A 12,559-nucleotide genomic window follows, 5' to 3' on the forward strand; every position below is an offset into this window, starting at 1 on the left:
GATATGACCGCGCAGCAAACCATCACCGCCTATCTCATTGCCGATAAGGCGGCGGATGCCATCGACTTTTACATCAAGGCTTTCGGGGCGAAGGAAACGGGCGCGCGCATCGCGGGCCCGGACGGCAAGGTCGGCCATGCCGAGCTTACCATCGGCGGCGACAGTTTTTACCTGGCCGATGAGTTTCCCGATATGGGCGCGCTCAGCCCGAAAAGCCTCGGCGGCTCGCCGGTTATGTTCACGCTGCAAGTGGCGGATGTGGACAGCGCAATGAAGCAGGCGGCGGGCGCGGGCGCGGAAGTGACGCGCGCCGTGGAAGATCAGTTTTATGGGGAGCGCTCCGGCCATGTGCTCGACCCGTTCGGCTATCGCTGGGCGCTTTCCCAGCATATCGAGGACGTGCCGCCCGAAGAATTAAAACGCCGCGCCGCCGCCCTTTACGGAGAAACGTAATGGCGCGGGCGCCGGGCAAACATGCCGTCATTTTCCTGCTCGTCACGGTCCTGATCGACATGATCGGGCTCGGCATGATCATGCCGGTCATGCCTTCGCTCATCGGCGAGGTGACGGGGGAAGGGCTGAGCGAGGCTGCGGCCTATGGCGGCTGGCTGATGTTCACTTATGCCGCGATGCAGTTTCTCTTCGCCCCGGTGCTCGGCAATTTGAGCGATGCTTATGGCCGCCGCCCCGTGCTGCTTTTATCGCTGACGGCGCTGGCGGCGGACTACGTCATCATGGGGTTTGCGCCCGATCTTCTCTGGCTCTTTGTTGGCCGCGTGCTGGCAGGCATGTGCGGGGCGAATTACACCATCGCCAATGCCTATATCGCCGATATTTCTTCTCCGGAAAAACGCGCGGCAAATTTCGGGCTGATCGGCGCGGCTTTCGGTGTGGGTTTCATCATCGGCCCGGCAATCGGCGGGCTGCTCGGCGAGTTCGGCCCGCGCGTGCCGTTCTTTGCGGCGGCCGGGCTCGGACTTCTCAATGTGCTTTACGGGCTCTTCGTGCTGCCGGAAACGCTGAAACCAGAAAACCGCCGCCCCTTCGTCTGGCTGCGGGCGAACCCGCTCGGCGCGCTGCGCCAGATGCGCAAATATCCGCTCGTGCTCGGACTATTGGGCGCGAGCGTCTTCTTCCAGCTCGCTCACGATGTGAACCCCTCGACCTGGTCCTATTACACGATGTTGAAATTCGGCTGGTCGGAGGCCGATGTCGGCGCTTCGCTCGCCTTTGTCGGCCTCTGCATGGCGCTGATGATGGGGCTCGGCACGCGGCTTATCATTCCCCGGATCGGAGAGGCACGTGCCGCCGCTCTTGGATTGACGCTTACCAGTGTCGGCTTTCTCGGCTTTGCCTTTGCGAGCGACGGCTGGATGTTCCTGCCCTTCATGGTGGTGCTTTCCTTCATGGGGCTGGTGCAACCGGCGCTGCGCTCCATCATGGCGGGTCATGTGCCGGAAAATGCGCAAGGCGAGCTGCAGGGCGCGATTTCGAGTGTCATGGGGCTCACCATGACCGTGGCGCCGCTCCTTTCCACGCAGATCTTCCATGCCTTTACGCAAGCGGACGCCCCGGTCTATTTCCCCGGCGCAGCCTTCGTCATGGCCAGCGCCTGCACGCTGATGGCGCTCGGCGTCGTCACGGTGGTGCTCAAGAGAAAAGAAAAGCCGGCGTGAAGGGTAGCGCCGCCGCGCATTGAAATCTCTGTTGCCGCTTCTGAAGGTTTTCAGGTGGCAAAGAGAGTGGACCCCGGCAACAAGTGCCGGGGTGACGTTTGATTTTCAAAAGAGGGGAAGAGGCCTCAGCCGACCTTGATCAGGCGGCGGCCGTGGTTCTCGCCTTCAAAGAGGCCGATAAAGGCTTCCGGCGCGGTTTCGATGCCCTCGGAAATATCCTCGGTATATTTCAGCTTGCCGGATTTGATCCAGCCTGCCATTTCCGCCTGGGCCTGCGGGAACTGTTTGAAATAATCGAAGACGACGAGCCCTTCCATGCGCAGCCGGTGCGTGATGAAGCGCGTCGTATTGCGGATGCCGCGCGGTTCGGGCCGGTTATATTCGGCGACCTGGCCGGAGATGATCAGCCGGGCGCGCTCATTCGCATTGGCAATCGCTGCATCCAGCATTTCCCCGCCCACATTATCGACATAAATATCGACGCCGTTCGGGCAGTGCTTCTTGATCGCTGCCACAAGGTCTTTTTCTTCCTTGTAGTTGAAGCAGGCATCGAAGCCGAGCTCGCGGGTAACATATTCGCACTTGTCTTTGGAACCGGCGATGCCGACGACGCGGCAGCCTTTCATCTTGGCAATCTGGCCTGCCGTCGCGCCGACGGGACCGGCGGCGGAGGAAATGAGCACCGTCTCACCTTCCTTCGGCTTGCCCATATCGAGAAGGCCGAAATAGGCGGTGAGCCCCGGAATGCCGAGAACGCCGATGGCTGCCGTCACGGTCAGCGGGGGCTGGAAGATCGAGGCGTCGAGCTTGGTGATGCCGCGCCCGTTGGACAGCGCATATTCCTGCCAGCCGAACCCGGCGGTGACGAGATCGCCTTCCTTGAAGCGCTCGTTATTGGAGGCTTTGATCGTACCGATCATCGCCCCTTCGATGGTCTCGCCAATGCCGAGCGCCTGGGCGTAAGAATCGCCGGAAAGGCGCGAGCGCATGCCGGGGTCGACCGAAAAATACCGGGCCCGCACCAGCACCTCATGCTCACCCGGATCGCGCAGCTCTTCTTCTTCCAGCCGGAAGTTTTCTTTTACGGGTTTGCCGTCAGGGCGCGATGCCAGCACCCAGCGCCGGTTTTTCACGGGCATGATGTTCCTCCACCTTTGTTTGGCTCATGCTCGCAGATGCGCGCAAGGAAGGGAAGACGGGAAGGGGAATGAGAGAGCGGCAAATGCTTCCCCCATCCGTCATGCCCCGCTTTATACGGGGCATCCACGAGCGGCGTGCTTGAAACGATGACCGTTGGCGTGGATGGCCCGGTCAAGCCGGGCCATGACGGTGCGGCGGGAAGGTCTTAAACAGCCGGATCGTTGCCGACCTTGACCAGCATCTTGCCGAAGTTCTTCCCTGTGAAGAGGTTGAGGAAGGCTTTCGGCGCGTTCTCGATGCCTTCTTCGACGGTCTGCTGCCATTTCATTTTGCCCGCCGGAATGAGTTTCGACATTTCGGCATAAAAGTCGGGCAGAAGATCGAAATGGTTCGAGACGATGAAGCCCTGCAGCTTCAGGCTCTTGCCGACGGCCATGATGATGTTGTTCGGGCCGGGGGCAGGTTCGGTGGCGTTATACTGCTCGATCATGCCGCACAGCGCCGCGCGGGCGAACGGGTTCATGTAATTGATCGCCGCTTGCAGATGCGCGCCGCCGACATTTTCGAAGTAAACGTCGATGCCTTTCGGAAAGGCTGCTTTCACCGCCGCATCGAGATCGCCGCAGGTCTTGTAATTGATGGCTTTGTCGATGCCGGCTTCTTTTTCAAGCCATTCGCATTTGTCGTCGGAGCCTGCGCTGCCCACCACATAGCAGCCATGGGCTTTGGCAAGCTGGCAGACGACGGAGCCGACGGCGCCGGAAGCGGCGGAAACGAAAACGTTTTCCCCGTCTTTCAGCTCGCCCACCCGCATCAGGCCGGCATAGGCGGTCAGGCCCGGCATGCCGAGCACGCCGAGAAAGGCTTCGATCGGACCCATATTGGGATCAACCTTGGTAAGCCCGTCCGCGCCGGAGACGAAATATTCACGCCAGCCCAGCATCGAGTTCACATAATCGCCTTCCTTGAACTTGTCGCTCTTGGATTTGACGATCTGGCCGATGGCCCCGCCTTCCAGCGGCTTGCCGATCTGGAAAGGCGGCACATAGCTTTCCCGGTCCATCATGCGCCCGCGCATGTAAGGGTCGACCGACATCCAGATATTGCGGACGAGCACTTCGCCGTCTTTCGGATCGGCGATGCTGGCTTCGGCCACTTCGAAATCGCTGTCCTTCGGCATGCCGACGGGGCGCGAGGCGAGGCGGATTTCCTTGCTGGTTACACTCATGAAAGAGTCTCCTTGGGTTTGGGTTGAGGTAGTTGAGTTGAAGTTCCGAATAGAATTGCGGTGTCAGGCGACCTTGACCATGCGCTTGCCACGGTTCTCACCCGCCAAAAGGCCGATCAGCGCTTGCGGGGTGTTTTCCAGCCCCTCGATAATATCTTCCTGCACCTTGATCTTGCCTTCGCCGACCCAGCGCTGCAGATCCTCCAGGGCCCGATCGCGCTTGTCGTTGAAATCCATCACGATAAAGCCCTGCATCTTGATGCGCTTCGTGACGATGAGGCCGGGAATGCCGCGCGGTCCATGCGCCGGGGCTTCCCCGTCATATTGCGAAACCGCGCCGCAGCAGGCGATGCGGCCGAAAAGGTTCATGCGGAAAAGGCAGGCTTCCAGAATGTCGCCGCCCACATTGTCGAAATAAACATCGATGCCCTTCGGGCAGGCTTCTTTCAGCGCCTTGTGGACGGGCTCGTTTTTGTAATCGATGGCGGCATCGAAGCCGAGTTCCTTGACGAGCCAGTCGCATTTCTCACGGCCCCCCGCAATGCCGACGACGCGGCAGCCGCGGATCTTGGCAAGCTGGCCGACGATGGAGCCGACGGACCCGGCGGCGGCGGAAACGACGACGGTTTCCCCTTCTTTCGGCGCGCCGATTTCAAAAAGCCCGAAATAGGCGGTCAGCCCCGCCACCCCATAGACGGAGAGAAGATGGGTCATGGGTTCGAGCGCGGGCAGCTTCGTGCATTGCTTGGCGGGCAGGGCGGCAAATTCCTGCCAGCCGGTATCGGCGAAAACGAGATCGCCGGGCTTATAGGCATCGCTTTTCGAGCTCAGCACTTCGGCAATGGCGCCGCCCGCCATGACCTGGCCCGATTCGATGGCATCCCGGTAGGTCGCGCCCTGCATCCAGGCCCGGTTTGCCGCATCGAGCGAGATGTAATGGGTTTTGACCAGCACATCGCCGTCTTTCGCCTCCGGCACGGCGCCGTCCACCAGTTTGAAATGGTCTTTGCTCAGCTTGCCCTGGGGCAGTTCGACGATCAGTACCTGACGGTTTTTTTCGGCAGCCATAATATCCTCCCTTAAGAGCGTGCCTGTGGCCGCCCTTGCGTTAATTGCGATTAACATAGGTCCTATCGCAACTTTTTGCACACTTCAGCGCCCAAATTTGAACAATCGCGGACAGGATGTGTGCAAGCGCCGTTTCAGGGGGCTTTCCGGGGGCGGGGGAGCGGTTCGCGCGGCCCTTCCAAGCCCAGGATTGTTTGGCGCCGCCCGGCAGGGTAAGAAACACGCCAGTGAGTCAACACGTTAGGCCCCTCATGACCGACCATCTCGCCATCGCGCTTGCGCAGATCAACCCGACCGTCGGGGACATTCAGGGCAATCTGGCCAAAATCCGCGCCGCGCGGAAGACCGCAGCGCGCGAAGGGGCGGATCTCGTGCTTTTTTCCGAACTGGTGCTGGTCGGCTACCCACCCGAAGACCTGGTTCTCAAGCCCGCCTTTCACCGCGAGGCGATCGAGGCGCTGGAAACGCTCGCCGCAGAAACCGGCGATGGCGGCCCGGCGCTTCTCGTGGGCACGCCCTGGATTTCGGAAGAAGAGGGCACGCTGAAAAACGCCGTGGCCCTGCTCGATGGCGGCAAGGTGGTCGGCGTGCGCTTCAAGGTGCATCTGCCGAATTACGGTGTCTTCGATGAGCCGCGCGTCTTCTCGCCGGGGGGCATGCCCGGCCCGCTCAATTTCCGCGGCGTGCGCCTCGGTGTGCCGATCTGCGAGGATATCTGGTTCACCGATGTGGTGGAGTGCCTGGAGGAAACCGGTGCGGAAATTCTGCTGGTGCCGAACGGCTCGCCCTTCGATGCGCGCAAATTCGCAACCCGTGTCCATCACGCCGTCGCGCGGGTGAAGGAAAGCGGGTTGCCGCTCGTCTATGTCAATCAGCTTGGCGGGCAGGACGAGCTTGTCTTCGATGCCGCTTCCTTCGTGCTGAACGAGGACTGCTCGCTTCCCGTTCAGCTTCCCGCCTGGCAGGAAGCGGTGGTGACGACCCATTGGAGCCGCGAGAACGGGCGCTGGGTCTGTGCCAAGGGCGAGCGCGCGCTGGTGGAAGAGGACGACGAGGCCATCTATCAGGCGTTGATGCTGGGTCTGCGCGATTATGTGGAAAAGAACCGCTTTCCGGGCGTCGTGCTCGGCCTTTCCGGCGGCATCGATTCCGCCCTTTGCGCAGCAATTGCCGTGGACGCGCTCGGCCCGGAAAAAGTCCACTGCGTCATGCTGCCTTATAAGTACACAAGCTCGGAAAGCGTTTCGGATGCCGAGGCCTGCGCGAAGGCGCTCGGCGTGCGCTACGACACGGTGCCGATTTCCGCGCCCGTTGAAGGTTTCATGGAAAGCCTCGCGCCGATGTTCACCGGCACGAACAGCGATACGACCGAAGAGAACCTGCAATCGCGCACGCGCGGCGTCATTCTCATGGCGATCTCCAACAAGTTCGGCCATATGGTCGTGACCACCGGCAACAAGTCGGAAGTCTCGGTCGGGTATGCCACGCTCTATGGCGACATGAATGGCGGCTATAATCCGATCAAGGACCTTTATAAGACGAAGGTCTTCGAGCTTTGCCGCTGGCGCAATGCCCATCAGCCGAAAGGTGCGCGCGGGCCGGGCGGCATCGTCATTCCGGAAAACATCATCACCAAGCCGCCTTCCGCCGAATTGCGCGAGGATCAAAAGGACCAGGATTCCCTGCCGCCTTATGACGTGCTCGATGAAATTCTGGAATGCCTTGTGGAAAAAGAAATGGCGGTGCGCGACATCGTGGCGCTCGGTCATGAACGCGCCCTCGTCAAACGTATCGAGCATCTGCTTTACATTGCCGAGTATAAGCGCCGCCAGGCCGCGCCCGGCGTGAAGATCGGCGTGCGCAATTTCGGCCGTGACCGCCGCTACCCCATTACCAACGGTTTCCGCGACGCGCGGGATTGAAGGGAAAGGGCACGGGGGGTGTACTTGTTAAAAGCGGTCACCCCGGCCTACGAGCCGGGGTCCAAGCAGCGGTGCTGCCAATTGGTGAATCCCTATGGACCCCGGGTCGGGGCCCGGGGTGACATCTGAGTGTGACGCAAAGGCGGCACACATCTTCAACCGAAGGCACGCGGGCCGTGCCGCATTTGAGCAATTCGAAAGACGCAAAAACATGACCGTCACCGTCCGTTTCGCGCCAAGCCCCACCGGCAAACTGCATATCGGCAATGGCCGGGCCGCCGTGCTCAACTGGCTTTATGCGAAATCGCAGGGCGGGACTTTCATCCTGCGCCTCGATGACACGGACCGCGAGCGCTCGACGGAAGAATATGCAAACGCCATTCAGGCCGATCTTGCCTGGCTCGGCTTGGCGCACGATGCGCTGCACCGCCAGTCCGAACGGTTTGCCCGCTATGATGAAGCCGCCGAAAAACTGAAAGCGGCGGGCCGGCTTTATCCCTGCTATGAAACGCCCGAAGAGCTGGACCGCAAACGCAAGCGCCAGCTTGCCCGTGGGCTGCCGCCTGTCTATGACCGCGCGGCGCTGGAGCTGAGCGATGAGGAAAAAGCCGCGCTGGAAGCGGAAGGGCGCAAACCCCATTGGCGCTTTAAGCTGGAGCCCAAGACGGTGGGCTGGGACGATCTCATTCTCGGGCCGGTGAAGGTCGATTGCACGAGCCTGTCCGACCCGGTGCTGATCCGCGCCGACGGGACGTATCTTTATACGCTCCCCAGCGTCGTCGATGATATCGAGTTCGGTGTCACGGACATTATCCGCGGCGACGATCACACCACCAATACCGGCGCGCAGATGCAGATTTTCGAGGCGCTGGGCGCCAGCCTGCCGCGCTGCGGGCACCATTCCATGCTGATCGGCCCGGACGGCAAGCCGCTGTCGAAACGCCTGCTCGGCGATTACACGCTCGAAGCGGTGCGCGAGAAGGGCTTCGAGCCCATGTCCGTGAACTGTCTCCTGGCGCTGATGGGCACGGCGGAAGCGGCGGAGCCCGTGCGCGCACTGGATGAGCTGGCCGCCCGTTTCGATCTGTCCAAACTGGGCCGGGGCCAGGTGCGCTTCGATCCGCAGGATCTTGAGCGGGTCAATGCCGCGATCCTGCACATCACACCTTTCGAAGACGTCGAGGCGCGGCTGGCCGAACGCGGCATGGCGTCGGAGGCTTTCTGGGAGGCGGTGCGCCCCAATCTGACGCTTTTTGACGGGGCGGCCGAGTGGTGGCATGTCATCGAAGGCCCGGTCGAGCCCGTGATAGAGGCGGAGGATGTGGGCTTCATCGAAGAGGCGCTTGCCGCCCTGCCGCCCGAGCCTTGGGATGCGGGCACCTGGAAAGCCTGGACGGACGGGCTGAAAGCGGCCACGGGGCGCAAGGGCAAGGGGCTTTTCATGCCGCTCCGCCTCGCCCTGACCGGACTTCGCCATGGACCTGAGCTGGCAAACCTGCTACCTCTTATCGGCGCGGAGCGGGCAAAAGCCCGGCTTTCGGGCAAAAATTAACCGAACGGCATAGGATCGATCCGATGATGGCGCTGGCCTGGATCACCATTAAGGGCATTATTATTCGCGGCTGAACCCCAGCTGCCGCCGTTCGCTCACGTTCTCTCCATTTCTGAACCTCGAGGAACCGGCCGGCGGCGGGCCTGAAGGTAATGGCGCCTTTGCTTGGGGCGCCTCGTGCAAGTGAGGGACCGGCAAGAGCCGGCAGAGACGGACCGATGACGAAAGAACGTCTATATCTTTTCGACACGACGCTGCGCGACGGCGCGCAGACGCAGGGCGTGGATTTCAGTGTCGAGGATAAGCGTCTCATTGCCAAGCTCCTGGACAAGCTGGGCGTGGACTATGTGGAGGGCGGCTATCCGGGCGCCAACCCCACGGACACGAATTTCTTCGCCGAAGACCCGGGCCTCAAACATGCCATCTTTACCTCCTTCGGCATGACCAAGCGCGCCGGGCGCTCGGCGGACAACGATCCCGGCCTTGCCGCGATCTTCGAAAGCGCGGCGAAGGCCTGCTGCTTCGTCGCCAAGAGCTGGGATTTCCATGTCGATGTCGCGCTCGGCATCACCAAGGAAGAAAACATCGAAACGATCGCCGACACGGTGCGCGCAACGGTCGAACGCGGGCGCGAAGCGATGATCGATGCGGAGCATTTCTTCGACGGTTATAAAGCCAATCCTGAATTCGCCATGGCCTGCCTGAAAGCGGCCATCGAGAATGGCGCGCGCTGGGCGGTGCTCTGCGATACGAATGGCGGCACGCTGCCCCACGAAATCACCCGCATCGTCTCGGAAGTCGTGAAGGAAATTCCGGGCGAGAGGCTCGGCATTCACTGCCACAACGACACGGAAAACGCGGTGGCCAATTCGCTCGCCGCCGTCAACGCAGGCGTGCGCCAGATCCAGGGCACGCTGAACGGGCTGGGTGAGCGCTGCGGCAATGCCAATATGGTCTCGCTCATTCCGACGCTTCTCCTGAAGCCGGAATTCGCGGACCGCTTCGAAATCGGCGTCAGCCTCGATCAATTGAAAGAGATCACCCATGTCTCGCGCACGCTGGATGAAATTCTCAACCGCGCGCCGGACCGCTATGCCCCTTATGTGGGGGAGTCGGCCTTTGCCTCGAAAGCGGGCATTCACGTCTCCGCGCTGCTGAAGGACCCCACCACCTATGAGCATGTGCCGCCGGAAAGTGTCGGCAACAAACGCCGGGTGCTGATCTCCGATCAGTCGGGCCGCTCCAATGTGCTGGCCCAATTGGAAGCAGCGGGCATTGATGTCGATGCCAAAGACCCGCGCGTCCAGCAATTGCTGGACGAGGTAAAAGAGCGCGAATATCTCGGCTATTCCTATGACGGCGCGGAAGCCTCTTTCGAGCTTCTCGCCCGCCGGGCGCTTGGCGAGGTGCCGGATTATTTTACGGTAGATTCCTTCCGCGTGCTCGTCGAGCGCCGCTATAACGCGGTGGGCAAGCTCGTCACCGTGTCGGAAGCGACGGTGAAAGTGCGGGTGGAAGGCAAGAAACTCATTTCTGTGGGCGAGGGGAACGGCCCCATCAACGCGCTCGATGAAGCGCTGCGCAAGGACCTTGGCCGCTATCAATCCTATATCGACGAGATGCGCCTTGTGGACTTCAAGGTACGCATCCTGACCGGCGGCACGGAAGCGGTGACGCGCGTGCTGATTGAAACCGCAGACAAGAGCGGGGAACGATGGTTCACCGTCGGTGTGTCGCCCAATATCGTGGACGCCTCCTTCCAGGCGCTGCTCGACAGCATCATCTATAAGCTGATGCGCGAGAACGCCCCGGCCCCCGAGACGAAGCGAAAACCGACCTTGAAGGCCCCTGCTTCTTCTTAAGTTTTTCTAGAACGAATTGACCGGAATTAGCCTTTTCAGGCGTCATGGCCCGGTTTAGCCGGGCCATCCATGGAAGCTCGCTGTTGGTTGAGCAGGTCTCCGTGGATGCCCCGCATAAAGCGGGGCATGACAAGTGCGTGAGAGAGTTTGAATTTCTCGCCGCTTGCCAAAAGAGCTCCGGAAGAGAGACACGCTAATGACGAACACCGCATCTGACGCCGCGCCCCCGCAGCCAATTGTGCCCGGCCCTTCGCGCGAAGCCTTGCTCGGCACGATTTCGGCCGGCACCGGCTATGCCCTTTGGGGCTTCTCGGTGATTTTTTATAAGCAGCTCATGGGCGTTTCGCCTTTCGAGGTGCTGGCGCACCGCTCCGTCTGGACGGTGCTCTTGCTGGTGCCCGCCGTTTGGCTGTTGCACCGGTTCGGGCTTTTCCGCGCGGCAGTGAAGGACAGGAAGGTGCTGGGCGCGCTCGCCATGACGGCAGCGCTCATCGGCTCGAACTGGTTCGTTTTCATCTATTCAATCAACGCTTCGCGCGTCGTCGAGACGAGCCTTGGCTATTATATCAACCCGCTGGTCAGTGTGCTGATCGGCGTGCTCTTTTTGTCGGAAAAACTGACCCGCCCGCAGCTTGCCGCCGTGGCCCTTGCCGCGCTCGGCGTTGCCAATATGACCTATGCTATGGGCACACTGCCCTGGATTTCGCTGTTCCTGGCCTTCTCCTTTGCCGCCTATGGCTATCTGCGCAAAGTGACGCCCGTCGGGCCGGTGGAGGGGCTGTTGGTGGAAATGCTGGTGCTTTTGCCTGCAAGCCTTGCCTATCTCTTCTGGCTGGAGGGAACCGCGGGCACGAGCTTTATGCTGGGCGATCCCTGGACGGTCTTCCTGCTCGTCATGACGGGGCCGATGACGGCGGTGCCGCTTTTGCTCTTCACCTATGGGGCGCAGCGCATCCGCCTTGCCACTTTAGGGCTCATGCAATATTTCGCGCCGACCATTCAGTTTCTGATCGCGGTGAAATTTTACGGCGAGCATTTGACGCAGGCCCATCTCGTGACCTTCGCCTTGATCTGGACGGGGCTTGCCATTTTCAGCTTCGACACCTGGCGGCGCGAGCGGGAGCTGCGCCGTCTGGCGCGGCTTGGCGGGGCAAAGGAACCTCTCTAAGACTCAGTGATGACGCAAGGCGTGAATGAGCTCTTTCTTGTCCATGCGCGAGCGGCCTTCGATGCCGATCTCCTGCGCCTTGCTGTATAGCTCGTCCTTCGTCCAATCCTCATAGGGAGCGGCCTTGCCGCCTTTCTTGAAAGGCTTCTCATTAGCGGCGCGGGCATTTGCAATCCGCGCCGCTTTTTCCTTGCTCATGCCTTCATCGCGCAAGGCTTCATAGGTTTTCTCGTCTTTGATGGACGCCATGGATTTGCCGGGCATGTCTGTCCTCCGGGCTTTCAGGGGTTCAGAACATAAACGCCGGTGAGCGCAAAAGTTTCAAAGCACGGCGCGGATGCGCGGCAGAATGTCTTCCACCCGGTCCACCACCGAATAGAGGGAATGGACGGAAGAGCGGGCAAAGCCCGCCTCGATCACATGGTCGAGCATGGTGATAAGCGGGTCCCAATAGCCGCCGATATTCACGAAGATGATGGGGTGGGTGTGGCGGCCAAGCTGCGCCCAGGTCATCATCTCGATCGTTTCCTCGATCGTGCCGATGCCGCCCGGAAAGGCGATGAAAGCCTCCGATTTTTCGAACATGAGCTGTTTGCGCTCATGCATGGAGGCGGTGACGATGAGCTCGGTCACTTCGTTCAGCGGAATTTCCCGCTCGTTGAGAAAGCTCGGGATAATGCCCGTCACCTGGCCGCCGCCGGCAAGCGCGGCCCGCGCGATCTCGCCCATCAGGCCGATTCCCCCGCCGCCATAGACAAGGCCCACCCCTTCGCGGGCAAGCAGCGCGCCGAAGGCATGCGCCTCGCGTTTGAAGGCGGGGTCTTCCCCGAAACTCGATCCGCAGTAAACGCAGACATTTTGCGGCTTCATGGACGCTCCTTAACCTTAAGTTCCATCTGTGGCCTGCCCGGCACGCTCCCCCCTTGGCAAGCCTTCATATTGG

The 12,559-nt window shown here is 61.0% G+C and carries 11 protein-coding genes; 6 read left to right on the plus strand and 5 right to left on the minus strand.

Annotated features, from left to right (window positions below; translation table 11 throughout):
• Nucleotides 1-3: 3 nt before the first annotated feature.
• Entirely contained in the window at nucleotides 4-453 is a 450-nt protein-coding gene (locus ACOQOT_RS05550; RefSeq protein ID WP_420561380.1) for a VOC family protein, read from the plus strand.
• Complete coding sequence (locus tag ACOQOT_RS05555) at nucleotides 453-1,676, plus strand: TCR/Tet family MFS transporter (RefSeq protein WP_420561381.1); 1,224 nt, start codon at nucleotides 453-455, stop codon at nucleotides 1,674-1,676. Before ACOQOT_RS05550 ends, ACOQOT_RS05555 begins: the two co-directional genes overlap by 1 nt.
• Before the next feature lie 125 nt (nucleotides 1,677-1,801).
• On the opposite strand, the gene ACOQOT_RS05560 is transcribed toward ACOQOT_RS05555, so the two are convergent.
• From ACOQOT_RS05560 to ACOQOT_RS05570, 3 genes are all read right to left on the minus strand, one after another.
• Nucleotides 1,802-2,815, minus strand: a complete 1,014-nt coding sequence (locus ACOQOT_RS05560) for an NADP-dependent oxidoreductase (protein WP_420561382.1) — start codon at nucleotides 2,813-2,815, stop codon at nucleotides 1,802-1,804.
• A gap of 206 nt (nucleotides 2,816-3,021) precedes the next feature.
• Nucleotides 3,022-4,044: an NADP-dependent oxidoreductase gene (locus tag ACOQOT_RS05565; protein ID WP_420561383.1), complete on the minus strand. Its 1,023-nt coding sequence runs from the start codon at nucleotides 4,042-4,044 to the stop codon at nucleotides 3,022-3,024.
• 63 nt (nucleotides 4,045-4,107) lie between these two features.
• Nucleotides 4,108-5,112, minus strand: a complete 1,005-nt coding sequence (locus ACOQOT_RS05570; RefSeq protein WP_420561384.1) for an NADP-dependent oxidoreductase — start codon at nucleotides 5,110-5,112, stop codon at nucleotides 4,108-4,110.
• A gap of 251 nt (nucleotides 5,113-5,363) precedes the next feature.
• Between ACOQOT_RS05570 and ACOQOT_RS05575 the strand changes: the two genes are divergently transcribed.
• From ACOQOT_RS05575 to rarD, 4 genes are all read left to right on the plus strand, one after another.
• Nucleotides 5,364-7,034, plus strand: a complete 1,671-nt coding sequence (locus ACOQOT_RS05575; protein WP_420561385.1) for an NAD+ synthase — start codon at nucleotides 5,364-5,366, stop codon at nucleotides 7,032-7,034.
• A 211-nt stretch (nucleotides 7,035-7,245) separates the two neighbouring features.
• Nucleotides 7,246-8,586, plus strand: coding sequence for a glutamate--tRNA ligase (gene gltX / locus ACOQOT_RS05580; RefSeq protein ID WP_420561386.1), 1,341 nt, complete (start codon nucleotides 7,246-7,248; stop codon nucleotides 8,584-8,586).
• 218 nt (nucleotides 8,587-8,804) lie between these two features.
• The gene (cimA, locus tag ACOQOT_RS05585; protein ID WP_420561387.1) at nucleotides 8,805-10,448 is read left to right on the plus strand and encodes a citramalate synthase; all 1,644 of its coding nucleotides are present in this window, start codon (nucleotides 8,805-8,807) and stop codon (nucleotides 10,446-10,448) included.
• Between the two features lie 196 nt (nucleotides 10,449-10,644).
• A complete protein-coding gene (gene rarD / locus ACOQOT_RS05590; protein WP_420561388.1) occupies nucleotides 10,645-11,616 on the plus strand; it encodes an EamA family transporter RarD in 972 nt (323 codons plus the stop codon).
• Nucleotides 11,617-11,619: 3 nt separating this feature from the next.
• On the opposite strand, the gene ACOQOT_RS05595 is transcribed toward rarD, so the two are convergent.
• A complete protein-coding gene (locus tag ACOQOT_RS05595; RefSeq protein ID WP_420561389.1) occupies nucleotides 11,620-11,880 on the minus strand; it encodes a DUF7218 family protein in 261 nt (86 codons plus the stop codon).
• Between the two features lie 57 nt (nucleotides 11,881-11,937).
• Nucleotides 11,938-12,486: a TIGR00730 family Rossman fold protein gene (locus tag ACOQOT_RS05600; protein WP_420561390.1), complete on the minus strand. Its 549-nt coding sequence runs from the start codon at nucleotides 12,484-12,486 to the stop codon at nucleotides 11,938-11,940.
• Nucleotides 12,487-12,559: the final 73 nt, after the last annotated feature.

The sequence above is a fragment of the Tepidicaulis sp. genome, assembly GCF_965222285.1.
Lineage (GTDB): Bacteria > Pseudomonadota > Alphaproteobacteria > Parvibaculales > Parvibaculaceae > Tepidicaulis.

Bases quoted from the DNA above. Each gene is read 5' to 3' on its own strand.
- cimA (WP_420561387.1), top strand. From the start codon at position 8,805: ATGACGAAAGAACGTCTATATCTTTTCGACACGACGCTGCGCGACGGC.
- ACOQOT_RS05600 (WP_420561390.1), bottom strand. From the start codon at position 12,486: ATGAAGCCGCAAAATGTCTGCGTTTACTGCGGATCGAGTTTCGGGGAA.
- ACOQOT_RS05560 (WP_420561382.1), bottom strand. From the start codon at position 2,815: ATGCCCGTGAAAAACCGGCGCTGGGTGCTGGCATCGCGCCCTGACGGC.
- rarD (WP_420561388.1), top strand. From the start codon at position 10,645: ATGACGAACACCGCATCTGACGCCGCGCCCCCGCAGCCAATTGTGCCC.
- ACOQOT_RS05595 (WP_420561389.1), bottom strand. From the start codon at position 11,880: ATGCCCGGCAAATCCATGGCGTCCATCAAAGACGAGAAAACCTATGAA.
- gltX (WP_420561386.1), top strand. From the start codon at position 7,246: ATGACCGTCACCGTCCGTTTCGCGCCAAGCCCCACCGGCAAACTGCAT.
- ACOQOT_RS05570 (WP_420561384.1), bottom strand. From the start codon at position 5,112: ATGGCTGCCGAAAAAAACCGTCAGGTACTGATCGTCGAACTGCCCCAG.
- ACOQOT_RS05555 (WP_420561381.1), top strand. From the start codon at position 453: ATGGCGCGGGCGCCGGGCAAACATGCCGTCATTTTCCTGCTCGTCACG.
- ACOQOT_RS05550 (WP_420561380.1), top strand. From the start codon at position 4: ATGACCGCGCAGCAAACCATCACCGCCTATCTCATTGCCGATAAGGCG.
- ACOQOT_RS05565 (WP_420561383.1), bottom strand. From the start codon at position 4,044: ATGAGTGTAACCAGCAAGGAAATCCGCCTCGCCTCGCGCCCCGTCGGC.
- ACOQOT_RS05575 (WP_420561385.1), top strand. From the start codon at position 5,364: ATGACCGACCATCTCGCCATCGCGCTTGCGCAGATCAACCCGACCGTC.